Genomic DNA, 22,098 nt, shown 5'->3' with positions numbered 1-22,098 from the left:
ATTCGGACAAAAGCTCAATGGGTTAAGCGGTTTTTGCATGAAAAATTCAGGGTTTTGCAACTTCTTGCGGTGCAAGATGGCGCACGGGGTGGCTGTCGCGCAGATTATCCACCCATCCCCCGATCCGGGGGGCAACCAGATGCCGGCTGGTGGCGAACAGCACGGGCATGAGGGCGGCGTCATCCAGCATCAGCGCCTCGGCCCGGCGCAACGCGCGGGCCATGCCGGCCCGGTCCGTCGCGGCATCGGCCGCCGCCATGGCGGCATCGAAGGCGGGGCTGGCATAGCCATTGCCGTTATGCTGCTCGCGCGTGCGCAGGATCTCCAGATATTTTTCCGGGAAAACCCAGAACCATTGCCGCAGGACAAGACCGGGATAGGACCCGTCGCGTACCCGGCCCATCACCACCTTGAATTCCTGGTTCTCCAGTTGCGTGCGCACGCCCAGCACCGACTGCCAGCGGGCCGCCACGGCCACGGCGATCTGCTTGTTCATCTCCCCCGTCGGGTAGAGCAGATTGACCGTCAGCGGCCGGTCCGGGCCGTAGCCGGCCTGGGCGAACAGGGTCCGGGCCAGGGCGTCGCGTGCGCCTTGCGTCCACCCGGCCTGGACGGGCAGGGCGGGGTCATAGTCGGGCAGGCCCGGCGGCACAAAGCTGTGGGCGGGGTCGCCATCGCGCAGGATGCGCCCGGCAATCGTCTCCCGGTCGATGGTCAGCGACAGGGCCAGCCGCAGCGCCCGGTTGGATTTCCAGGGCTCCACCCGCATGTTGGGGGCAATGAAATTGATGCCGGCGCGCGGGGCCAGCCGCAACGCATCCCCCAGATGGGCCCGCACCCAATCGAGCTGGCTGGGCGGCACCGTTTCGGTGATGTCCAGTTCGCCTGCCCGGAACCGGCGCAGTTCGGCCTGGCCGTCCTCCGTGGTGAAGAACAACACCTTGTCGAAGGCCACAGAGGCCGCATCATGGAAATGCGGGTTGCGCACGACGCCGACATGGCTTTGCGGCCGCTGGCTGTCCAGCCGGTAGGGACCGTTGGAGACCAGGTGGCCGGCCCGCGCGAACCCGTCCCCATGCGCCGCCACCGAGGGCGGATGCACGGGATATGTGGCCCGGTGATAGAGATAATCGGTGAAATTGGGCTTGGGCGCGGCCAGCCGCACCTGGAAGCTGCGCATATCCAGGGCCGCCACGCCCAGCGCTTCGGGCGGCATCCGCCCCGCGGCCACCGCCTGCGCATTCAGCACGGGATAAAGGAAATCCGCGAACAGCGGCCGGGTGGCGGGGTCCACGGCACGGCGCCAGGAATAGACGAAATCCGCAGCCGTCACGGGGCTGCCATCCGACCAGCGCCCATCGGCACGCAGGATGAAGGTATAGGTCAGGCCATCATCCGACACGGTCCAGCTTTCCGCCGCCCCCGGCACCATGCGGCCCGCCGCGTCCGGGGTCAGCAGCCCCTCGAACAGGGCCGTCAGGATACGGCTGTCGCCGGCGCCCACGGCGCGGTGCGGGTCCAGGCTCTCGCTGTCGGGACCGTTCCCCAGCCGCAATACGGTCTCCGCCGCCGCCGGCGGCAGGGCAAGGGCCAGGCAGAACAGCAGCAGGGCAAGACAGCGCGACATGGACGGCCCCCCGGGGTTCGCACTGGTTGGGGAAGGAAACCGCCGGCAGCGTGACGGGTCGGCCCCGCGAAGTCGAGCGCGCAATGGCGCGGCGGCCGGACCCGTCGGGTGATGCCGCCTATTCCCCGTCCGGCACGACCAGCCGCCAGACATCGACCAGGGCCCGCCTGCCACGCAGGGAAAAGGCCCCGATCGCCGTCAGCGGCATGTCCACGGCACAGGTGCCGGCGGCGCGCACCGTGTCGTCGCTGACCAGCACGACATAGCACTCGTCCTCCATCATCTCCCCGCCCAGCGCTTCCAGCCGGGCGGCGGTGTTCACCGTGTCGCCGACGATGGTGTAGTTGATGCGGGTGGAAGCGCCGATATTGCCCACGATGACAGGGCCGGAATGCACGCCCACGCGCAGGCAGACGGGCGGACGGCCGGCTGCCTGCGCCTCGGCCGCTTCTTCCGCCACGACATGGGCGATGGCATGGGCGGCCCGCAGCGCGCGGGCGGCATGGTCGGGCTGGTCGTCGGGTGCGCCCCAGAAGGCCATGACGGCGTCACCGATGAACTTGTCCACGGTGCCGCCCTCCGCCTCGATGCAGGCGGCGATGCGGGTGAAATGGCGGTTCAGCCATTCCGCCGTATCCTGGGGCGACATCTTCTCCGCCATGGCGGAGAACCCCTTGATGTCGGTGAACAGCACGGTCACGTCCCGTTCCTCCGACGGGATTTCGGCCTGGGTCGCGTCGCGGCGGATCAGGCGCAGCACCAACGACTTGGGCACATAGGTCTCAAACCAGCGCAGGCCGCTGACCATGGCGTTGAAGGCGGCGGCAGCGTCCGCCACCTCGCGGAACCGGCTGTCGGGCAGACGCGGGACATTGGCGAAATCCAGGTCGCGCAGGGCCACGGCGGCCCCCGACAGCAGCCGGATGCGCCGGCTGATCATCTTGCCCAGGGCCATGGCCACCAGCACGGAGACGATCAGGATGACGAAACCCACGACCAGCAGGTGCTGGAACCGGTCGATCTCGCTGTCCATATCCTCTTCCCGCATGGCGACGACCAGCGTGAAGGGATGCTCGCCATAATCGGAGATGGAGCGAAGCAGGTAGAAATAATTGACCCCGTCCACCTTGGCCTGGCGGAAATGCAGGTCCGCGCGGCGTTCGCTGATGCGGGTTTCAACCTTCTTGCCGGCATTCCACTTGGCCAGGGGCGTGCCGATCCCGTCGGGCCCCACGACGGACCAGATGGCCGAGACGATCGGGTCCCCCACCTCCTCCAGCGTGGGCAGGGGCGGCCGGTTCTCCACCGCGGCGAAATCGAACCGCCTTTCCGCCAGCGCCGGATGGGCCAGCACATAGCGGTCATCGAACAGGATGAAGCTGAACAGGCCCATATCCTTGTCCGTATCGCGCAGGAAGCGCGACAGGCCGTTGAAGCCCACGGCCGACATCACGGCCCCCAGGAACTGCCCGTCCCGGCGCAGAGGCCCTTGCACCGGCATGACCGTCGTTTCGATCTCGTCGGCCCAGACCGGGTCCAGCCAATGGGCCGAGCCGGTCCGCAGCACATCGGCCAGGATGACGGGCGCATCCTTCACCTTGTCCATGTCGAAGGCCGATTCGGTGTCCCCGACGCGGGCCGCCCCCAGCAACTGGTGGTCATCGGCCCGCAGGACGCCGATGCCGGCGACCTGCGGCGTGGAGGCCAGGGCACCGCGCAGCAGCGCCTCGATCCGGTCGGTGTCGTCGATCGACATCTCGCCCGTGCTGAGGATCGAGGTGAGGTAATCCACCTGGGCCTGGGCCGGGTCCAACTGGGCCCGCACCCGCGCCTCGGCCATGTTCATGGCCAGTTCGGCCTTGTCGTTCAGCAGGTTATAGGTGTTGCGGCCCGATGTCTGCACCCCCAGCAGAAAGACGCTGGCCACGGCGGCCAGCATCAGCCCGCCGAAGCCCAGCGTCATGACGGCGGTGATCGGCAGACGCCAGCGGCCTTTGCACGCCGTCGTCTCCTCGCATCGCGGAAGGGGAAGAAGGGTCTTCATGGCCGCGGACGGTACAGGAGAGGGCGAAGGCCGGCAACTGCCGGCCCCGTCCTACCCTTCGACAATGGTCTTCACCCACACGCCGGGCCGGGGCTCCGTGCCGGGCGGAATGTTGTTCAGGACGCGGAACCGTTCGTCCGCATGGTCCTTCAGCGGCATGCGGGCCACGAAATCGGCCACCCGCTCGCCCTGCTTCACCTGCACGACCTTGATCCGGTAGGGCTTCAGGCCCGCCTTCTCCGCCGCGGTCAGGCGGCGGAAGCTGTTGGCCGTGTCCAGGAAGCCGGGATCAAGCCGGCTGGCCAGGGCCGGCGGGCTGGACAGCAGGAACCGGTGGTAGCGCCCGGCCGTTCCCGCCGAAATGGCGACCAGACGGGCAAAGGCGGGGCCGGACTGTCCCGACAATTGCGTCACGGCCGTGGCGGCGGGCAGCCCGCCGATGGTCAGGGACCGCAACTCGCCCAGCTGCACACCCTTGGCCCAGGCATTGGCGATATAATCGGCAGCGCTGTAGGCGCCATCGGCCTGGCCCTGGGAATAGACGATCTGCGATCCTTCCGGCCCCAGCCCGATCACCGCCTGGTCGCTGTTCAGCAGGCGGAAGCCGTCCGGCACCTCGAACCGGAAATCCATGCCGGGATGGGCGAAGACCCGCCCCCGCACGAAGCCGTTCTGGGCGCTGTCGCCATAGATCATGCCATCGATGGCCTGCATATATTCGCTCTGGCGCACCAGCAGGTTGGCGCCGCCCATCTGGGCGGCGGCGGCCGTGGCCCGCTCGGCGCGGTCGCCCGTGGGCGGATGGGTCTGGAGATAGCTGAACTGGTCGGCCCGGCCCGGCTGGCCGGCCAGCAGCGCCTCCAACTGGGCATGGCGGCCCATGGAAGACAGGAAGCCCGCCATCTCACGCGGGTCGTAGCCCGCAGCCGTCATGTAGCGGATGCCCAGATTATCGGCCTGCAGCTCCTGGCTGCGGCTGAAACCGGCCAGGGCGACCTGTGCCCCGGACTGGGCGACCTGACCCGCCTGCTGGCCCAGCAGGATGCCGGCCAGCAGCGCCCCGCCCTGGGCCAGCACGCCGCGGCCATAGCGGTCGGCCGAATGGCGGGCCGTGACGTGCCCGATCTCGTGGCCGACCACGCCGGCCAGTTCCGCCTCACTGTTGGCCAGGGCCATCAAGCCGCGGCTGACATAGACATAGCCGCCGGGCAGGGCGAAGGCGTTGACGATGGGGCTGTCCAGCACCGTGAAGGTGTAGCGCGTGCCCGGCACCTCGGTCCTGGCCGCCAGTTGCTGTCCCAGCCGGTCCACATAGGCCTGAAGCTTCGCATCCTCGTACCGGCCACCGAATTCCTTCAGCATTTCGGGATGCTGCTGGGCACCGATGGCGGCTTCCTGTTCGGGGGGCATCAGGGCCGTGAACTGCCGGTCGCCGGTGACCGGATTCGTGGAGCAGGCGGCCAGCCACAGGGGCAGCATGACGGGCGCAAGGCGGGGCAGAAGGCGTGTCAGACGGGCCATGGTTCAGGCTTCCAATGGTCGTTCGCAGTCCCATTCTTATGCCAAACTAGGCCGGATACCGATAGTCATCCGGTCGGATGAGGGGGAGGGCAAGGGGTCATAGGCTATTGGCCCTGCTCAATTCCCGCGTCGTGAATTCCAGGCGCAGCGCCAGATCGCGCAGCATGGGCACGGCCATTTGCGGGAACTCGTCCATCAGCCGGAAAAACGCCTCCCGCTCGATGCGCAGCGTGATGACATCGCCCACGGCCAGGGCCGTCGCCATGCGCGGCCGGCCGCACAGGATACCCACCTCTCCGATGATGCCGGACCCGTCATGGCTGATCCGATGGACGGCGCCGCCAGCCCCGTGCAGCAAAAGATCGACCCGGCCGCACAGGATGACATGGGCCGCATCCGACGGCTCGTCCTGACGGAACAGCGTGGTGCCGTCAGGAAAGCACTGCTGCTCGCCGGTGAAGGCCAGCAGCTTCAGCTTGGACAGTTCGATCCCCGCGAACAGGGGCAGACGCCGAAGCGCCTCGACCTGTTCGGTCAGGCTGGCGGTCAATGCTTCCTCCCCCATGGCTGCCTGTTTTTGATGCAGCATCCGTTATGACATAGTCGTGACGCATCCGTTCCCCCATGTCCAGCCCGATGGCCGTCAGCGCCGGATTGCCCGTCCGGCAGGTGGCCGTTCCCGGTATCGGGCGGGCATGGATCAGGGGATGGTCGCCATGTCGCAAATCCCCTCCGTCCGGCAGGCGGCATCAGGATAGGATCGGTGCCGGCCCGCCGCCTTGATGCGGGTCAACGCCTCATCATCCGACCATCCCGCAGGGAATTGCCATGTCCGTCGCCCTCCTGACCCATCCCCGCGTCGGCGTCGGCTGCCTGGTCTGGAAACAGGCGCGCGTGCTGCTGATCCGGCGGGGCAAGCCGCCGGGCCATGGCGAATGGTCACTGCCCGGCGGCAGCCAGGAACTGGGGGAAACGCTGTTCCAGGCGGCGGAACGCGAGGTGCTGGAGGAAACGGGCGTCACGGCCCGCGCCCGGTCCATCCTGACCGCCGTGGACAATATCGTGCATGACGCCGCCGGCGCCCTGCTGTTCCATTACACCATCGTGGATGTGGAGGCCGACTGGCAGGCGGGCGAACCCGTGGCCGGCGACGATGCGCTGGACGCGCGCTGGGCCGGCCTGGAGGAATGCGAGGCGCTGGTGTCCTGGGAGCCGCTGAAGCAGGTCCTGCGCATGGCCTTTGCCCGGCACGCGGATGGCCCTGTCCTGGCCGACGGGCGATGACCCCCGCGGCCGGCAACAGCCCGCAGGGGGCAAAGGCCGGCCGGTCATTTCATCAATGGCTCAGCACCTGGCCCAGGAAGGCGCGGGTGCGCTCGCTCTGCGGGTTGTCGAAGAACTGTTCGGGCGGCGCCATCTCCACGATCTCCCCCCGATCCATGAAGACCACACGGTCGGCCATGCGCCGGGCGAATCCCATCTCGTGCGTCACGACCAGCATGGTCATGCCGCCTTCGGCCAGGTCGGTCATCACGTCCAGCACTTCCTTGACCATCTCCGGGTCCAGCGCGCTGGTCGGTTCGTCGAACAGCATGATGGACGGGTCCATGCACAGGGCGCGGGCGATGGCCACGCGCTGCTGCTGCCCGCCGGAAAGCTGGCCCGGAAACTTGGCCGCCTGATCGGGAATGCGCACCCGCTCCAGCAATTGCAGGGCCTTGGCCTCTGCCTGCGCACGCGGCATCTTCTTCACCCACATGGGCGCCAGGGCGCAATTCTCCAGCACCGTCAGGTGCGGGAACAGATTGAACTGCTGGAACACCATGCCAACGTCGCGGCGGATGCTTTCCACGTGCCGCACGTCGTCGTCCAGCGGCACGCCCTTCACGATGATCTCTCCCGCCTGGTGTTCCTCCAGCCGGTTGACGCAGCGGATCATCGTGGACTTGCCCGACCCCGACGGGCCGCAGATGACGATCCGCTCCCCCTTTTCCACGGACAGGCTGACATCGCGCAGCACATGGAAGGCGCCGTACCATTTGTTGACGCCGCGCAGTTCGATGATGGGCTCGGTGGTCATTCGCTCAACTCCGTGTCGGGGGCGCGGGCGGTCATGGCGTCGTGATGATCGCGCGTCACCGCCGCCTCCCCTGCCCGAGGACGGTTTCCAGATACCGGCTGTAGCGGGACAGCGCGTAGCAGAACAGCAGGTAGATGAGGCCGACGAACAGGTACGCTTCCTTGTAGAAGCCGCGCCAGGCCGGATCGGTCAGCGCCGATTTGGCCGTGGACAGCAGGTCCAGCAGGCCGATGACGATGACCAGGCTCGTATCCTTGAAGGTGGCGATGAAGCTGTTGACCAGCGGGGGGATGACCAGCGCCAGCGCCTGGGGCAGCACGATCAGCCGCTGGCGCTGCCAGTAGCCGAGGCCCAGTGCCTTCGCCGCCTCCACCTGTCCCTTGGGGATGGCCTGCAGGCCGCCGCGCACCACCTCCGCCACATAGGCGGCGGCGAACAGGATGATGCCGATCTGGGCGCGCAGCAGCTTGTCGATCGACACCCCGGCCGGCAGGAACAGCGGCAGCATCACCGACGCCATGAACAGGATGGAGATCAGCGGCACGCCGCGGATCAGCTCGATATAGACCACCGACAGGGCACGCAGCACGGGCAGTTCCGACGTGCGGCCAAGGGCCAGCAGCACCCCCAGCGGGAAGCTGGCCGCCAGCCCCACGACGGACAGGGCCAGCGTCAGCGGCAGACCGCCCCATAGCGAGGTCGGCACGAAATCCAGCCCCAGCACCCCGCCGAACATCATCAGCGCGGCAAACCCCATGCCACCGGCCCAGATGAAGACCAGCGGCCGGCCCCAGACCCGGCGGTCGGCCGAGACGACCAGCATGCCGATGATGGACAGCATGGCCAGCGTCGGCCGCCAGTGCTGGTCATCGGGGAAGGTCCCGAACAGGATGAAGCGCCATTTCTCCGCCAGGAAGGCCCAGCAGGCGCCGCCGGCGGCGCGGCAGGCGGCGGCGTCGCCATCCCATGTAGCGCTGACCAGCAGCCAGTCGATCACGCCGGGCACCAGCCTGAACAGCAGATAGAGGATCAGCAGCGTCAGCAAGCTGTTGTACCAGGTGGAAAACAGGTTGGCACGCATCCAGCCGACCGGCCCCTGGCGGGGGCGTTCGGGGGCGGCGCGCTGAACGGTTTCGGTTTCCATGGCGCTCATCCTACCGCTCCACCAGCGCCACGCGGCGGTTGTACCAGTTCATCAGCAGCGACAGGCTGAGGCTGATGACCAGATAGGCCGCCATGATCGACAGCACCCCTTCCACCGCCTGGCCCGTCTGGTTGATGGTGGTGTTGGCGATGGACACGAAGTCCGGAAAGCCGATGGCAACAGCCAGCGAGCTGTTCTTGGTCAGGTTCAGATACTGGCTGGTCGTGGGCGGGATGATGACGCGCAGCGCCTGCGGCAGCACGACGAGCCGCAGCACCTGCCCCCGTGTCAGGCCCAGCGCCGTCGCCGCCTCCGTCTGCCCCCTGTGTACGGCCAGGATGCCGCTGCGCACGATCTCGCCGATGAAGGCGGCCGTGTAGATGACCAGGCCGAACAGCAGGGCCGCGAATTCCGGTGTCAGCGTCATGCCGCCCCGGAAATTGAAGCCCTGGAGCACGGGAACGTCGATGGCGCCGCCGCCATGCGCCAGCAGGATCAGGCCCGGCATGCCGATGACCAAGCCCAGGCCGACAGGCAGCATGTGGAAACGCCGGCCCGTCCGGGCCTGACGCCGGGTGTTCCAGGCGGAAATGACCAGCGTCAGGATGACGCCCAGGCCGAACGCGGCGGCCACCCAGGCCCAGACCGGATCATCGGCCGGGGCGGGCAGTTTCAGCCCGCGGTTGGACAGGAAGACACCCGGCAGCGGCTCCAGCGCCTGGCGCGGTCCCGGCAGCCCCTCGGTCAGCAGGCCGTACCACAGGAAAAGCTGAAGCAGCAGGGGAAGGTTGCGGATCGTCTCGACATAGAAGGTGGCGAAGCGGGCCACCAGCCAGTTGTCCGACAGGCGCGCGATGCCCAGCGCCACCCCAAGGATGGTGGCCAGGACGATACCGATGCCCGACACTTTCAGCGTATTCAGCAGCCCGACCAGGAAGGCGCGGGCGTAATTGTCCTGCGGGCCGAAGGCGACCGGGCTTTCACCGATCTGGAACCCCGCCTCCCGCTCCAGGAAGCCGAAACCGGAGGAGATGGACAGCCGGGCGAGGTTGTCCATCGTGTTGCCGACCAGATACCAGGCGGCCAGCGCGACCAGGAAGGCCGCAACGACCTGCCACAGGATGGCACGGACGAGGGGATTGTTGATGGACAGGTGAAAGGCCGCCTGCCCGGGCGGGGCGGCGGCCTTGATCGTGGCGGGCGCTTGGCGGTCCGTCATGGGGATGGAGGCCGGCCGGTCAGCGGATGGGCGGGGCGTACATCAGGCCGCCATTTGTCCAGAGCGCGTTCAGACCCCGCTCCAGCTTCAGCGGCGTCGACTTGCCGACATTGCGTTCGAAAACCTCGCCATAATTGCCGACGGCCTTGATGGCGCGATAGGCCCATTGCTTGTCCAGGCCCAGCGCCGGGCCCAGATCGCCCTGGACGCCCAGGATGCGCTGCACCGTGGGGTCGGTGTCCTGCAGCTTGGTATCGATATTGGCCTGGGTGATGCCCTTCTCCTCCGCCTCGATCAGGGCAAAGACGCTCCAGCGCACGATGTCCGCCCACTGGTTGTCGCCATGGCGGACGACGGGGGCCAGCGGCTCCTTCGACATGATTTCCGGCAGGATCACGAAATCGTCGGGCTTGGGCGCCACAGAGGCGCGCACGCCCGCCAGACCGGAAATATCCGTGGTCAGCACATCGCAGCGGCCGGAGAAGAAGGCGGCATTCACCTCGTCCAGCGCCTCGATCACGACGGGCCGGAAGGAAAGATTGTTGGCACGGAACCAGTCCGCAAGGTTCAGTTCGGTGGTGGTGCCGGGCTGCACGCAGACCGTGGCCCCGTCCAACTGCTTGGCGCTGGTCACGCCCAGGCTTTTGGCCACCATCAGGCCCTGGCCGTCGTAATAGACCACGGGGCCGAAATCCAGCCCCTGGGCATCGCGGGTCAGCGACCAGGTGGTGTTGCGCGACAGCACGTCGATCTCGCCCGATTGCAGGGCGGTCAGCCGCTGTTGCGCCGACAGCGGAATATAGCGGACCTTGTTCGGGTCGTTCAGGACGGCGGCGGCGACCGCCTTGCAGATATCCACGTCCAGCCCCGTCCAGCGGCCCTGGCTGTCGGGGCTGCTGAAGCCCGGCAGGCCGCTGTTCACGCCGCAGACCACTTGTCCCCTTGCCTTCACGGCGTCCAGCGTCGGCCCGGCCTGTGCCGGGCTTGCGATGAAGGCAAGGCATGCCGCCAGGGCGGCCGCACCGTGCAGGCGAAGGTTCATTTCTACGATCCCCTGTTTTACGTGACCGGCTATCCGATACCGGCCCCTTTTCATGTCAAACAGTTAAGCATTCAATGCGGATCGGAAACAACCCTGTAACCGGGACAATGGCGACAATTTTCACCCCCTTGGCCCGCCGGGCCGACCGGGGCCGCCGGTTCTAGCCCATGCTGCGCGACAATTGTTCCAGCCGTTCCTCCAGCTTGGCGGAGAGGGACTTGAACTGGGCCAGTTCCCCTTCATCCAGGCAGTCCAGCCAGCGCCGCTGCCATTCCAGCGCCAGCGGCGCGATACGCTCATAGAGCGCGCGGCCCGCCGGCGTGAAGGACAGGCGCAGCAGACGCTGGTCGGACGGGTGCGTGCTGCGCGACAGCAGGCCGGCCTCCACCAGCGCCGTGACGGCGCGGCTGACCTTGGCCTTGTCCATGGCCGACCGCTCGACAATGTCGTTGGAGGACAGGGGCTGTTCACGCCCCAGGATGGCCATCACCCGCCATTCGGGGATGGAGATGCCGAATTGCTCCTCGTACCGGCGCGCCAGTTCACGGCTGACGCGCTTGGCCAGGACATTCAGGCGATAGGGCAGGAAATCGTCGAGATCGAGCATGGGTCAAGGGTGACCTGCCCGATACGGACTTGCAAGAGGGTCTGTGATCCGCCATATTCGTTTCAATTGAAACGAATTACCTGACAAGCCAGCCGGGAGCAGCCCCCATGCGTCGGTATATCTCCTTTCCCAGGGTCGAGGGCACAGCCTCGCGCCAGGCCCATGCCGACCTGCCGCCCGGCACCTATGAACGGGAACTGGGCCGGGAGGGTTTCTTCGGCCCCGCCACGCACATGTACCACCGCAACGCCCCCACGGGCTGGACAAGCTGGGAGGGTCCGCTACGCCCCCGCGCCTTCGACCTGAACCAGTTGGTGGAGGGCTTCTCGGCCGGGCCCTGGGCGGCGAAGGAGGTGCTGTTCAACGCCCATTGCCGCATGCGCATGTGGCGCTGCGATGCCCCGATGGACCATCTGGCCCGCAATGGCGACGGCGACGACCTGATCTTCGTGCATGAGGGCGAGGGGGAGCTGTACTGCGACTACGGCCACCTGACCATCAAGGCCGGTGACTATGTCGTGCTGCCGCGCGGCACCATGTGGCGCCTGTCCCCCACCCGGCCCGTCACGGCCCTGCTGATCGAGGCGACGGGATCAACCTATCAGTTGCCCGATCGCGGCATCGTCGGCCCGCATGCAATCTTCGACCCGGCCATGCTGGACACGCCGACGATCGACGCGGCCTTCCGGGACCAGCAGGCCGATAACGGCCCCGGCGGGGCGCCTGACGGGTCCTGGCGCGTGCTGGTGAAGCGGCGCGGGGCGATCAGCACGGTGACCTATCCGTTCAACCCGCTGGACGCCGTGGGCTGGAAGGGTGATCTGGCGCCCGTGCGCCTGAATGTGAAGGATGTGCGGCCGCTGATGAGCCATCGCTACCACCTGCCGCCCAGCGCCCATACCACCTTCGTCGCCAACCGTTTCGTCGTCTGCACCTTCGCCCCCCGCCCGTTCGAGACGGATGAGGGCGCCATCAAGATCCCGTTCTTCCACAATAACGACGATTATGACGAGGTGCTGTTCTACCATGCCGGCGATTTCTTCAGCCGCGACAATATCAAGGCCGGCATGATGACCTTCCACCCGTCGGGCTTCACCCACGGGCCGCATCCCAAGGCGCTGGGCAAGATGCTGGTGCAGACCAAGCCCGCGACCGACGAATATGCGGTCATGGTCGACACCCGCGACGCGCTGGAGGTGGCGGACCTGCCCGCCGGCGTGGAGAACCCCGCCTATGCCGACAGTTGGCGGGTGAAGCCGTGACACCGTTCTGCGGTGATCAGAACCAACCAGGTTCTGATCACCGCCCTCCATCGCCGATGCCAACATCCGTTGGCTTGGGCTACGCCGGACGAACGGCGCGGCAGCAGCCGTAGAGCCAGCAGGTTCCTGCTTAGCCGTTCGCCACCACAGAATTTCCCCGAGCCGGAGCCTCCTTCATGAAACTCGCCTCCCTGCAACAGGGCCGTGATGGCCGTCTCGTCCTGGTGTCCGACGATCTGTCCCGCTGCGCGCCCGTGCCCGACATCGCGCTGACCCTGCAACAGGCGCTGGACCATTGGGACAGCGTGGCCCCGGCCCTGAAGGCCGTGGCGGACAGGCTGAATACCGGCGGGATCGACAGCCAGCCGTTCGACGAGACGGAATGCGCCAGCCCCCTGCCGCGGGCCTATCAATGGGCCGACGGGTCGGCCTATGTGAACCATGTGGAACTGGTGCGCAAGGCGCGCAACGCCGAGATGCCGCCCAGCTTCTGGACCGACCCCCTGATGTATCAGGGCGGGTCGGACAGCTTCCTGGCCCCGCACGATCCGATCCTGATGGCGGACGAAGCCTATGGCATCGACCTGGAAGGAGAGGTCGCCGTGATCACCGGCGACGTGCCCATGGGCGTGACGCCGGAACAGGCGAAGGCGCATATCCGGCTGGTCATGCTGGTCAACGATGTCTCGCTGCGGGGCCTGATCCCGAACGAGTTGGCCAAGGGCTTCGGCTTCTTCCAGTCCAAGCCCAGCAGCGCCTTCAGCCCGGTGGCCGTCACGCCCGACAGCCTGGGCGACGCCTGGGACGGCGGCAGGCTGCATCTGCCGCTTCTGTCTTCCATCAACGGCCAGCCCTTCGGCAAGCCCGATGCCGGCGTGGACATGACCTTCGATTTCCCCACCCTGATCGCGCACGCGGCCAAAACCCGGCCGCTATCGGCCGGCACCATCATCGGGTCGGGCACCGTGTCCAACAAGGATGCCGATGGCGGGCCCGGCCGCCCCGTGTCGGAAGGTGGCCTGGGCTATAGCTGCATTGCGGAAATCCGCACGATCGAGACCATCCGCGACGGCAAGCCCAGCACCCCCTTCCTGCGCTTCGGCGACCGCGTGCGGATCGAGATGAGGGATGGGCGCGGCCGCTCCGTCTTCGGCGCCATCGACCAGGAGGTCCGCCGGTACGAGGGCGCCTGAGAGAGGCGGACGGGGGAAGCCGGGCCCATGGGATCATCGCCGGCCCCGGCCACCGCCCCCGCCCTACAGCCCGCGCAGCCCGCCGCTGGCCCGGATCACCTCGCCCGTGATCCAGGCCGCGTCGGGGCCGGCCAGAAAGGCGACGATGGCGGCAATATCTTCGGGTTCCCCGATGCGGCCCAGGGCCGTGCGCCGCACGATCTCGTCGGCACGCGATCGGTCGCCCGACTTGAACCGGTCGGTGGCCGTCACGCCGGGGGCGACCGTATTGATGGTGATGCCGCGCGGGCCCAGTTCCTGCGCCAGCACCCCCGTCATGGCATGCACCGCCCCCTTGGACGCGGCATAGACGGCGCGCAGCCCCACGGGCATGTCGGTGATGACGCTGCCGATATTGATGATCCGCCCGCCCGGCTGCATGGCCCGCGCCGCCTCCCGCGCCATCAGCAGCGGTGCGGCGGCATTCACGGCCAGCACCTGGGCCAGTTCTTCCGCCGTGATGTCGGCGATGGCGGCGAAACGGCCCGTGCCGGCATTGTTGACCAGGATGTGCGGCACGCCCAGCGCCGCCGCCGCCGCGCCGAACAGGGCCACCGCCCCGCCGGCATCGGACAGGTCGGCCAGATCCGCCTGCAACGCCACGGCCCGCACGCCATGCTGCACGCGGCAGTGCCCGGCCAGTTCTTCCGCCGTCTGGCGGTGCGACCCGTAATGCAGCGCGACATCGGCGCCGTCGCGTGCCAGCCTGTCGGCGATGGCGGCCCCGATGCCGCGCGATGCCCCCGTGACAAGGGCGATCCTGCCCACCAATGGACGGCCCATGGCCCTGCCTCCCCATCAATCCCCGACCGGTGATACCACAGCCATGCAGCTTCATACCTATTTCCGTTCGTCTGCCGCCTACCGGGTGCGCATCGCCCTGGCGCTGAAGGGCATCGCCTGGGATGCGGTCCCCGTCCATCTCCTGAAGGATGGCGGGCAGCAGAAGGCCCCGGCCTATCGGGCGCTGAACCCGATCGGGCTGGTGCCGACCCTGGTGGATGGCGACACCGTGATCCCGCAATCGCTGGCCATCCTGGAATATCTGGAAGAAACGCATCCCACCCCTGCCCTGCTGCCGGCCGGGCCCGTGGCACGGGCCCGGGCCAGGGCCATGGCCCTGACGGTGGCCTGCGACATCCATCCGCTGAACAATCTGCGGGTCCTGTCCTATCTGCGGGGTCCGCTGGACCAGGGGGAAGAGGCTGTCAACGCCTGGATTGCGCACTGGATCGCCGAGGGCTTCCAGGCGCTGGAACAGATGGCGGAGGGGCCGGATTTCTGCCTGGGCGGGGCACCGGGCCTGGCCGATCTGTGCCTGGTGCCGCAGATGTTCAATGCCCGCCGTTTCAACATCGACCTTGCCCCCTATCCGACGCTGGTTGCCATCGACGCGCATTGCCAGACACTGGAAGCCTTCCAGGTGGCGGCACCGGCACAGCAGCCGGATGCGGCATAGGCGACAACAGGCGACGACAGGCGCGCGCCGGCCCGCAATCATTCCCCGCTTTCGTCCCAGAAATCGCCGCAATGGGGGTGCATCAGCTTGTCCGGGCGGCCGCCGGAAGCCTATCCTGGCCACCATCATCCGAAAATGCCCCCTGGGGACCCGTTCCTTGACAACGCTGAGCGCACCGCCCCGTTTCACCCCCCCCGGACCGCCGCCGAAAAGGCGGCCACCCGGACCGCCTCCGGGCGGTTCGGGGCCCGGTGGTGGCGGACGGGGGGCAGCCCCCCCGCCCCCATCCCCACCCGGCGGCGGCAAGGGTTCGCGCCGGTCGCAGCCCCGCAAGTCCTGGGGAAAGCGCTTCCTGACGGGGATCACCGTCCTGGGTATCTGGAGCGTGATCGTCGTGGCCGGCATCGTTGCCTATGTCGCCCATGACATGCCCAGCATATCGGAAGTGGCCGCCGCGGCCCGCCGGCCGGCCATCACGCTGGTGGCCATGGATGGCACCGCGTTCCAGCGGCTGGGCGACCTGCGCGGGGAAACGCTGGATGTCGGGGAATTGCCGCGACATTTCGTGGATGCCCTGATCGCCACGGAAGACCGGCGGTTCTGGAGCCATTTCGGCGTCGACCCCATCGGCATCGCACGCGCGGCCTATACCAACCACAAGGCCGGGCGCACGGTCCAGGGCGGGTCCACCCTAACCCAGCAATTGGCCAAGAACCTGTTCCTGACCCCCGACCAGACCTTCAAGCGCAAGGCGCAGGAAGCGTTGCTGGCCATCCAGCTCGAAGCGACCTACAGCAAGGAGCAGATCCTCACCGCCTATCTGAACCGGGTCTATCTGGGGGCCGGCACCTTCGGCGTCGACGCGGCGGCCCGCACCTATTTCAACAAGTCGGCCCGTGATCTCAGCCTGCGCGAATCGGCCATCATCGTCGGTCTGCTGAAGGCGCCGTCGCGCTATGCCCCCACCGCCAGCCTGAATCGGGCCACCCAGCGCATGGGCGTGGTGCTGCGTGCCATGCTGGACGAAGGCTATATCACCCAGGCCCAACTGGATGCCGCCATGACCCCGCCGCAGGCCCCGGCCCGGACCGAGCAGGCCGACGGCGACGGCCGCTATTTCGCGGCCTGGGTGGCGGACCAGTTGCCGGCCTTCGTGGGGGCCGACCATGGCGACCTTGTCGTCCACACCACCTTCGACGGCGGCATGCAGCGCATCGCCCAGCAGAAGGTGACGGAGATGCTGGCCGGGCCTGGTGCCGAGGCCAAGGTGGGCCAGGCGGCCGCCCTGGTCATGACGCCCGACGGCGCGGTACGCGCCATGATCGGCGGCCGGGATTACGCCAACAGTGAGTTCAACCGCGCCACGCAGGCACTGCGCCAGCCGGGTTCGGCCTTCAAGCCCTTCGTCTATCTGGCGGCGCTGGAGGAAGGGTGGGGGGAATACAGCACCGTTCTGGACGCCCCGTACCGCAAGGCCCGGTGGACGCCCGGCAATTATGACGGACGGTTCCGCGGACAGGTCACGCTGCGCGACGCGCTGGCCCATTCGCTGAACACGGCCACGATCCGGCTGATGGAAAGCGTGGGCATCGACAATGTGCGCCACGCCGCCCGGCGCACGGGCCTGACCACGCCCATGCGCCGCGACCTGTCGCTGGCCCTGGGTACGTCGGAGGTGACCCTGCTGGACCTGACCGGCGCCTATGCCACCATCGCCAATGCCGGGGAGGGCGTGATCCCTTACGGTATCCTGGAGATCCGCGACACGAGCGGCAACATCCTTTACCAGCGCCACGGGTCCAGCGCCGGATTCGCCGTCGCCGCCCCGCATGTGGAGGCGATGAACCGCCTGCTGGCCGGCCCCGTCACCTATGGCACGGGCAAGGCAGCACAACTGGACCGGCCCGTGGTGGGCAAGACCGGCACGACCCAGGATTACAAGGACGCCTGGTTCATCGGCTATACCGCCGATCTGGTCGGCGGCGTCTGGCTGGGCAATGATGACGGCGCGCCCATGAAGAAGGTGACGGGCGGCGGCCTGCCGGCCCGCCTGTGGCAGGCCATCATGGCGGAGGCGCACCAGGGCCTGCCGCCGCGCGACCTGCCCGGCCTGGGCCGCCAGGCACCGGACCCCGCATCAAGCCCCGCATCCAGCCATGCGCCACCGGCCGAAAGCGATGTCCAGACGGCCGACGGGCTGAGCCTGCCGGATGCCGCACCGGCAGGCCCGGAAACGGCCCCGCCGGCCGCCGCCAACGAGGAGGGCAGCGACCCGATCGGCAACCTGTTGCGCAGCCTCACGGGCCGCTGACGGGCGGGTGAGGGGCTGGCCGGGCAGCGCCCGCCCCGCCGCCGGTCACGCCGCCTGTTCCAGCACCGGATAGTCCAGATAGCCGCGTTCGTCGCCGCCATAGAAGGTGGCGCGGTCAGCCTGGGCCAGCGGGGCCTTGCGGCGGAACCGTTCCACCAGGTCCGGGTTGGCGATGTAGGGCACACCAAAGGCGATGGCATCCGCCGCCCCTTCCGCGATCAGCCGGTCCCCCATCTCCCGCGTGATGCCGCCATTCAGGATCAACGGTCCCTTGAACAAGCCGCGCAGCAGGCCCGCCACGCGCGTGGCACCGGGCGGCGGGCTCATCTGATGGTCGTCGGCCAGCGGCTCGATGATGTGCAGGAAGGCCAGGTCGAACCGGTTCAACTGTTCCACCGCATAGGAGAAGGTGGCGGCCGGGTCGTTGTCCGACATGTTGTGATAGGCGCCGTTCGGGCTGAACCGGATGCCGACCCGGCCCGGCCCCAGCACGTCCGTGACCGCCGCCACCACTTCCAGCATGAAGCGGTTGCGGTTTTCCACCGACCCGCCATAGCGGTCGGTGCGCTGGTTGGACCCGCTGCGAATGAACTGGTCGATCAGATAGCCGTTGGCGCCATGCAGTTCCACGGCATCGAAGCCGGCCGCCCGGGCATTTTCCGCCGCCCGGGCGAAATCGGCGACGATGCCGGCGATCTCGTCCGTTTCCAGGGCGCGCGGCGTCACATAGTCCAGCATCCCCTGCGGGGTGAAGGCCTTGCCGTCGGGCTTGATGGCAGACGGGGCCACGGGCAGCCCGCCGCCGGGCTGCAGCACCGGATGGGACAGGCGGCCCACATGCCAGAGCTGGGGGGCGATGCGGCCACCGGCTTCATGCACGGCATCCACGACCCGGCGCCAGCCGGCCACCTGGTCGTCCGTATGGATGCCGGGAGTATAGGCATAGCCCTGCCCCTGCTGGCTGACCTGGGTACCTTCGGTGATCAGCAGGCCGGCCGTGGCGCGCTGCACATAATATTCGGCCGTGGCTGCCGTCGGCACGTCACCCTTGCCGGCACGCGACCGGGTCATGGGCGCCATGATGACGCGGTTGGGCAGGTCCAGCGCCCCCAGGCGCAGCGGAGAAAGCAGATCGTTCCGGCTCATGCGGGAAATTCCTTGATAGGGTCGTTTGCGGTGCGGCAGGGCCGATGCGGCGGCGCACCATGGGTCATGGGCGCAGCCTTGCGGATCGGATGGCAATGTGCAAGTGACCGGCATCACGCAGAATGTTGCAGGCGTGAAAAAGAAACCGGAGCGGGGCAGATGCGGCCCGTGCCGCCGAAATCCCCTGCCCGCGCGTTGGCCGGGTCAAAGGGTCGCTCAATAAGGGCGCTCGCTTTTCAGCCGCAATGCGATAGGATGGGGGCGCGGACCGCTTCCTGGTCCGCGTCACCCAACGCAGAAGATGGTTTCGCTCGAACTCGCCGCGGTCCTGTTCCTGATCCTGTTGAACGGCTTCTTCGCCATGTCCGAACTGGCCATGGTTTCCGCCCGAAAAATCCGGCTCCAGCAGATGGCGGAGGACGGGCGGCGCGGCGCCCGCGCCGCGCTGATCCTGCAGGACGATCCGTCGCGCTTCCTGTCCACGGTCCAGATCGGCATCACCCTGATCGGCGTGATCAACGGCGCCCTTGGCGGGGCGACACTGGCCAACCGGCTGGCCCCCTGGCTGAACGAAATGCCCCTTGTCGCGGGGTATGGGGAGACGCTGGCCATCGCCATCGTCGTGGTAACCATCACCTACCTGTCGCTGATCGCGGGCGAACTGGTGCCCAAGCGCATCGCGCTGAACAATGCCGAGGCCATCGCCAGTTTCGCCGCCCCCATCATGCGCGGCCTGTCGCGCGCCACGGCCCCCTTCGTATGGCTGCTGGGCGCCAGCACGGAAGCCATGCTGAAGCTGCTGCGCGTGCCGGAAAAGGCCGAGCAGACCGTGACGGAAGAAGAGGTCAAGAGCCTGATCGCCGAGGGCACGGCCAGCGGTGTGTTCGATCCGGGCGAAAAGCGGATGATCGAGGGCGTCATGCGCCTGGCCGATCGCACCGTGCGATCCCTGATGACGCCGCGGCCGGAGGTGATGTGGCTGGACATCGACGATGATCCGGAGAACATCAAGCGGGAGATCCGGGAAGCCGGCCATTCCCGCTTCCCCGTGTGCCGCGGGGATTTCGACGATGTCCTGGGTACCATCCATACCAAGGATGTGCTGCACAGCCTGCTTCAGGACGGCGCCTTCGATCTGCGACCCGTGCTGCGCACGGCGCTTATCGTGCATGATGGCACGGCGGTCATGCGCCTGCTGGAACTGTTCAAGCAATCGGGCGAGCAGATGGCCGTCGTCGTGGACGAATATGGCACGGTGGAGGGCATTGTGACCCTGACCGATCTGCTGGAAGGCATTGCCGGTGAACTGCCCGACGATGGCGGGGAGGACAGCGACATCGTCCAGCGCGAGGATGGATCGCTGCTGATCGACGGCATGATGGCCGTGGAAGAGGTGGAGGCCCATCTGGGCCTGAAGAGCCTGCGCGACGAGGATAGCGGCTATCACACCCTGGCCGGCTTCCTGCTGTACAAGCTGGGACGCATTCCGTCCGCCGGCGAATATGCCGACCATGACGGCTACCGGTTCGAAGTGGTGGATATGGATGGCCGCCGCATCGACAAGGTGCTGGTCATGCCCACGCCGGAACCGTAAGCAACGGGCTGTAATGGCGGGCCGCCGCCCGCCCCTGTTGGGGCCGGGTATGGCCTGTTGTCCGGTGCCCGCTTGGTGATGGAGATCAATGATGAAAGCCGTGCAGTTACGGGGTTTCGGCGGCGTGGAGAACCTGGCCCTGGCCGAGGTGCCAGCGCCCGTCGCCGGCCCGGGACAGGTGCTGGTGAAGATCGCGGCTGCCAGCGTCAATCCCGTGGATACCAAGATCCGCCGCAACGGCCCTCCCATCGCCCCGGACCTGCCCGGCATCCTGGGCTGCGACATGGCCGGCACGGTGGTGGCCCTGGGCCCGGGGGTCACGGGCTTTCAGGTCGGCGATGCCGTCTATGGCTGTGTCGGCGGGGTGAAGGGGTTGCAGGGCACCTATGCCGAATATGTGGCGGCCGATGCCCGGCTTCTGGCCCCGGCGCCGGCCGGCCTGTCCCCGCGGGAGGCCGCCGCCCTGCCGCTGGTCACCCTGACGGCGTGGGAAGGGCTGGTGGACCGGGCACGGGTGCGGCCGGGGGACCGGGTGCTGATCCATGGCGGTGCCGGCGGGGTCGGCCATGTCGCCATCCAGATCGCCAGGCAGCAGGGTGCGCACGTCACCACCACCGTGTCCTCGGATGAGAAGGCAGCCATCGTGCGCGGCCTGGGCGCCGACGAAGTCGTGAACTACCGCGATGAACCGGTCGAGCGTTATGTCGCCCGGCTGACGGGGGGCCGCGGCTTCGACATCGTGATGGACGCCACGGGCGGCAGCGACATCGCCACCAGCTTCGCCGCCGCGCGCCTGAATGGCCAGGTCGTGACCATCGTGGCCGGCTATACGGCCGACCTGTCGCCCATGCATGGCAAGGGGTTGAGCCTGCATGTCGTGTTCATGCTGCTGCCCATGCTGCACGATCATGGCTTTGCCATCGATCGCGCCCACCAGGGGCGGGTACTGCGTCAGGCCAGCGGCCATCTGCGCCCGCTGGTCGACCCCACGCGCTTCACGCTGGAAACGGTTGGTCAGGCGCATGAAAGGCTGGAAGGCGGCAAGGCGGTCGGCAAGCTGGTGATCGATATCGCCCCCTGAGGCCGGCCCCGGCGCATTCGCCGCATGATGGTCACGATTGAAACATCGCCCACGATCCGCCATTTTCCTGTGAGTAACCTGTTCGTGACGCCGATGGTCCCCGACCGCTGGCGTCGTGATGGGTAGGGGCGGTGCGGCCGGCGGCATCGGAATGCGCCGGTGAAGCTTTGCTAAGGAGCGTCAGGTCATGAAGTTCAACCGTTCCACGACCATCCGCGGCGCCATCGCCGTGGGCGCGCTGCTGGGGCTTGCCGCCTGTGCCAACCCGCAGGCCGATCAGGCCATGTTCGCCCAGCAGGCCTTCGTCGGCATGCCCAAGCAGTTCCTGCTGTCCTGTGCCGGCGTGCCGACGCGCAGCGCCACCGTCGATAATGTCGACTATTTCACCTATACCAGCGAACGTCTGGTCAGCACGCCCTCCACCGGGCCGCGCTTCTCCGCCGCCTACGGCTATTACCGGCCATGGTCGCCCTGGTACGGCTGGGGTATGGGCTTCGATGATTATCCGGAGGTGGAGACCCGCGACTGTCAGGCGACCTTCACGCTGAAGGACGGCGTGGTGACGCGCATCGTCTATAACAGCGCTTCCGATGGCCAGTCGGCCCGTCTGGGCCAGTGCTATCGCATCGTGGAGAATTGCCTGGCCATGGCCCAGCACCGCCAGCAGGGCGCGCCGCCGCAGCCCGGGCAGTAATGACGGATGGGCAGCCGCTTGCCGGAAGGTCCCCG

General features: G+C 67.8%; 19 protein-coding genes. 8 read left to right on the top strand and 11 right to left on the bottom strand.

Going from position 1 to position 22,098, the window contains the following annotated elements:
* Window positions 1-46: 46 nt before the first annotated feature.
* The 4 genes from ACM9LZ_RS10795 to ACM9LZ_RS10780 all read right to left on the bottom strand — a co-directional run bounded on the left by ACM9LZ_RS10795 (window position 47) and on the right by ACM9LZ_RS10780 (window position 5,781).
* On the bottom strand, window positions 47-1,627 hold the full coding sequence (locus ACM9LZ_RS10795) for a peptide ABC transporter substrate-binding protein (RefSeq protein ID WP_416619403.1): 1,581 nt from the start codon (window positions 1,625-1,627) through the stop codon (window positions 47-49).
* A 118-nt stretch (window positions 1,628-1,745) separates the two neighbouring features.
* Complete coding sequence (locus tag ACM9LZ_RS10790; protein WP_416619402.1) at window positions 1,746-3,671, bottom strand: adenylate/guanylate cyclase domain-containing protein; 1,926 nt, start codon at window positions 3,669-3,671, stop codon at window positions 1,746-1,748.
* 51 nt (window positions 3,672-3,722) lie between these two features.
* On the bottom strand, window positions 3,723-5,192 hold the full coding sequence (locus ACM9LZ_RS10785) for a M48 family metalloprotease (RefSeq protein WP_416619401.1): 1,470 nt from the start codon (window positions 5,190-5,192) through the stop codon (window positions 3,723-3,725).
* 97 nt (window positions 5,193-5,289) lie between these two features.
* Entirely contained in the window at window positions 5,290-5,781 is a 492-nt protein-coding gene (locus ACM9LZ_RS10780; protein ID WP_416619400.1) for a cyclic nucleotide-binding domain-containing protein, read from the bottom strand.
* A 239-nt stretch (window positions 5,782-6,020) separates the two neighbouring features.
* Here ACM9LZ_RS10780 and ACM9LZ_RS10775 point away from each other — a divergent pair, with 239 nt between their 5' ends.
* Window positions 6,021-6,476: an NUDIX hydrolase gene (locus tag ACM9LZ_RS10775; RefSeq protein WP_416619399.1), complete on the top strand. Its 456-nt coding sequence runs from the start codon at window positions 6,021-6,023 to the stop codon at window positions 6,474-6,476.
* A 52-nt stretch (window positions 6,477-6,528) separates the two neighbouring features.
* Here ACM9LZ_RS10775 and ACM9LZ_RS10770 read toward each other — a convergent pair whose 3' ends face one another.
* The 5 genes from ACM9LZ_RS10770 to ACM9LZ_RS10750 all read right to left on the bottom strand — a co-directional run bounded on the left by ACM9LZ_RS10770 (window position 6,529) and on the right by ACM9LZ_RS10750 (window position 11,284).
* Complete coding sequence (locus tag ACM9LZ_RS10770; RefSeq protein WP_416619398.1) at window positions 6,529-7,272, bottom strand: amino acid ABC transporter ATP-binding protein; 744 nt, start codon at window positions 7,270-7,272, stop codon at window positions 6,529-6,531.
* A 55-nt stretch (window positions 7,273-7,327) separates the two neighbouring features.
* Window positions 7,328-8,416, bottom strand: coding sequence for an amino acid ABC transporter permease (locus tag ACM9LZ_RS10765; RefSeq protein WP_416619397.1), 1,089 nt, complete (start codon window positions 8,414-8,416; stop codon window positions 7,328-7,330).
* 10 nt (window positions 8,417-8,426) lie between these two features.
* Window positions 8,427-9,635: an amino acid ABC transporter permease gene (locus ACM9LZ_RS10760; RefSeq protein ID WP_416619396.1), complete on the bottom strand. Its 1,209-nt coding sequence runs from the start codon at window positions 9,633-9,635 to the stop codon at window positions 8,427-8,429.
* A 19-nt stretch (window positions 9,636-9,654) separates the two neighbouring features.
* Window positions 9,655-10,677: an amino acid ABC transporter substrate-binding protein gene (locus ACM9LZ_RS10755; protein WP_416619395.1), complete on the bottom strand. Its 1,023-nt coding sequence runs from the start codon at window positions 10,675-10,677 to the stop codon at window positions 9,655-9,657.
* A 160-nt stretch (window positions 10,678-10,837) separates the two neighbouring features.
* Complete coding sequence (locus tag ACM9LZ_RS10750) at window positions 10,838-11,284, bottom strand: MarR family winged helix-turn-helix transcriptional regulator (RefSeq protein WP_416619394.1); 447 nt, start codon at window positions 11,282-11,284, stop codon at window positions 10,838-10,840.
* Between the two features lie 107 nt (window positions 11,285-11,391).
* On the opposite strand from ACM9LZ_RS10750, the gene ACM9LZ_RS10745 reads away from it, so the two are divergent.
* Together ACM9LZ_RS10745 and ACM9LZ_RS10740 are read left to right on the top strand one after the other, a co-directional pair.
* Window positions 11,392-12,546, top strand: coding sequence for a homogentisate 1,2-dioxygenase (locus ACM9LZ_RS10745; RefSeq protein ID WP_416619393.1), 1,155 nt, complete (start codon window positions 11,392-11,394; stop codon window positions 12,544-12,546).
* A gap of 176 nt (window positions 12,547-12,722) precedes the next feature.
* Complete coding sequence (locus tag ACM9LZ_RS10740; RefSeq protein ID WP_416619392.1) at window positions 12,723-13,739, top strand: fumarylacetoacetate hydrolase family protein; 1,017 nt, start codon at window positions 12,723-12,725, stop codon at window positions 13,737-13,739.
* A 63-nt stretch (window positions 13,740-13,802) separates the two neighbouring features.
* On the opposite strand, the gene ACM9LZ_RS10735 is transcribed toward ACM9LZ_RS10740, so the two are convergent.
* Window positions 13,803-14,561 carry an SDR family oxidoreductase gene (locus ACM9LZ_RS10735; protein WP_416619391.1) on the bottom strand — a complete coding sequence of 253 codons (759 nt, stop codon included), beginning with the start codon at window positions 14,559-14,561 and terminating at the stop codon, window positions 13,803-13,805.
* Here ACM9LZ_RS10735 and maiA point away from each other — a divergent pair.
* Both maiA and ACM9LZ_RS10725 read left to right on the top strand, forming a co-directional pair.
* Window positions 14,560-15,237 (top strand): maleylacetoacetate isomerase, encoded by a 678-nt coding sequence (maiA, locus tag ACM9LZ_RS10730; RefSeq protein ID WP_416619390.1) that lies wholly within the window; start codon window positions 14,560-14,562, stop codon window positions 15,235-15,237. The two genes, ACM9LZ_RS10735 and maiA, sit on opposite strands and share 2 nt — an antisense overlap.
* Window positions 15,238-15,394: 157 nt before the next feature.
* Window positions 15,395-17,548 (top strand): transglycosylase domain-containing protein, encoded by a 2,154-nt coding sequence (locus ACM9LZ_RS10725; protein ID WP_416619389.1) that lies wholly within the window; start codon window positions 15,395-15,397, stop codon window positions 17,546-17,548.
* 45 nt (window positions 17,549-17,593) lie between these two features.
* Here the strand turns inward: ACM9LZ_RS10725 and ACM9LZ_RS10720 are convergent, their stop codons facing one another.
* Window positions 17,594-18,694 carry an alkene reductase gene (locus tag ACM9LZ_RS10720; protein ID WP_416619388.1) on the bottom strand — a complete coding sequence of 367 codons (1,101 nt, stop codon included), beginning with the start codon at window positions 18,692-18,694 and terminating at the stop codon, window positions 17,594-17,596.
* Between the two features lie 301 nt (window positions 18,695-18,995).
* On the opposite strand from ACM9LZ_RS10720, the gene ACM9LZ_RS10715 reads away from it, so the two are divergent.
* The 3 genes from ACM9LZ_RS10715 (at window position 18,996) to ACM9LZ_RS10705 (ending at window position 22,063) form a co-directional block, all read left to right on the top strand.
* Entirely contained in the window at window positions 18,996-20,288 is a 1,293-nt protein-coding gene (locus ACM9LZ_RS10715; RefSeq protein ID WP_416619387.1) for a hemolysin family protein, read from the top strand.
* An 88-nt stretch (window positions 20,289-20,376) separates the two neighbouring features.
* Window positions 20,377-21,369, top strand: coding sequence for a zinc-dependent alcohol dehydrogenase family protein (locus ACM9LZ_RS10710; protein ID WP_416619386.1), 993 nt, complete (start codon window positions 20,377-20,379; stop codon window positions 21,367-21,369).
* Between the two features lie 187 nt (window positions 21,370-21,556).
* Window positions 21,557-22,063, top strand: coding sequence for a hypothetical protein (locus ACM9LZ_RS10705; protein ID WP_416619385.1), 507 nt, complete (start codon window positions 21,557-21,559; stop codon window positions 22,061-22,063).
* Window positions 22,064-22,098: the final 35 nt, after the last annotated feature.

Source organism: Niveispirillum fermenti (genome assembly GCF_048066175.1).
GTDB classification, from domain to species: domain Bacteria; phylum Pseudomonadota; class Alphaproteobacteria; order Azospirillales; family Azospirillaceae; genus Niveispirillum; species Niveispirillum fermenti.
The sequence above is the reverse complement of the archived record's forward strand: the minus strand, read 5'-3'. Positions and strand labels throughout refer to the sequence as shown.

Coding starts and splice junctions, on each gene's coding strand:
- ACM9LZ_RS10770 (WP_416619398.1), bottom strand. CDS start 7,272: ATGACCACCGAGCCCATCATCGAACTGCGCGGCGTCAACAAATGGTAC.
- ACM9LZ_RS10720 (WP_416619388.1), bottom strand. CDS start 18,694: ATGAGCCGGAACGATCTGCTTTCTCCGCTGCGCCTGGGGGCGCTGGAC.
- ACM9LZ_RS10790 (WP_416619402.1), bottom strand. CDS start 3,671: ATGAAGACCCTTCTTCCCCTTCCGCGATGCGAGGAGACGACGGCGTGC.
- ACM9LZ_RS10775 (WP_416619399.1), top strand. CDS start 6,021: ATGTCCGTCGCCCTCCTGACCCATCCCCGCGTCGGCGTCGGCTGCCTG.
- ACM9LZ_RS10755 (WP_416619395.1), bottom strand. CDS start 10,677: ATGAACCTTCGCCTGCACGGTGCGGCCGCCCTGGCGGCATGCCTTGCC.
- ACM9LZ_RS10745 (WP_416619393.1), top strand. CDS start 11,392: ATGCGTCGGTATATCTCCTTTCCCAGGGTCGAGGGCACAGCCTCGCGC.
- ACM9LZ_RS10785 (WP_416619401.1), bottom strand. CDS start 5,192: ATGGCCCGTCTGACACGCCTTCTGCCCCGCCTTGCGCCCGTCATGCTG.
- ACM9LZ_RS10715 (WP_416619387.1), top strand. CDS start 18,996: ATGGTTTCGCTCGAACTCGCCGCGGTCCTGTTCCTGATCCTGTTGAAC.
- ACM9LZ_RS10780 (WP_416619400.1), bottom strand. CDS start 5,781: ATGCTGCATCAAAAACAGGCAGCCATGGGGGAGGAAGCATTGACCGCC.
- ACM9LZ_RS10765 (WP_416619397.1), bottom strand. CDS start 8,416: ATGGAAACCGAAACCGTTCAGCGCGCCGCCCCCGAACGCCCCCGCCAG.
- ACM9LZ_RS10705 (WP_416619385.1), top strand. CDS start 21,557: ATGAAGTTCAACCGTTCCACGACCATCCGCGGCGCCATCGCCGTGGGC.
- ACM9LZ_RS10735 (WP_416619391.1), bottom strand. CDS start 14,561: ATGGGCCGTCCATTGGTGGGCAGGATCGCCCTTGTCACGGGGGCATCG.
- ACM9LZ_RS10795 (WP_416619403.1), bottom strand. CDS start 1,627: ATGTCGCGCTGTCTTGCCCTGCTGCTGTTCTGCCTGGCCCTTGCCCTG.
- ACM9LZ_RS10750 (WP_416619394.1), bottom strand. CDS start 11,284: ATGCTCGATCTCGACGATTTCCTGCCCTATCGCCTGAATGTCCTGGCC.
- ACM9LZ_RS10740 (WP_416619392.1), top strand. CDS start 12,723: ATGAAACTCGCCTCCCTGCAACAGGGCCGTGATGGCCGTCTCGTCCTG.
- ACM9LZ_RS10710 (WP_416619386.1), top strand. CDS start 20,377: ATGATGAAAGCCGTGCAGTTACGGGGTTTCGGCGGCGTGGAGAACCTG.
- maiA (WP_416619390.1), top strand. CDS start 14,560: ATGGCCCTGCCTCCCCATCAATCCCCGACCGGTGATACCACAGCCATG.
- ACM9LZ_RS10760 (WP_416619396.1), bottom strand. CDS start 9,635: ATGACGGACCGCCAAGCGCCCGCCACGATCAAGGCCGCCGCCCCGCCC.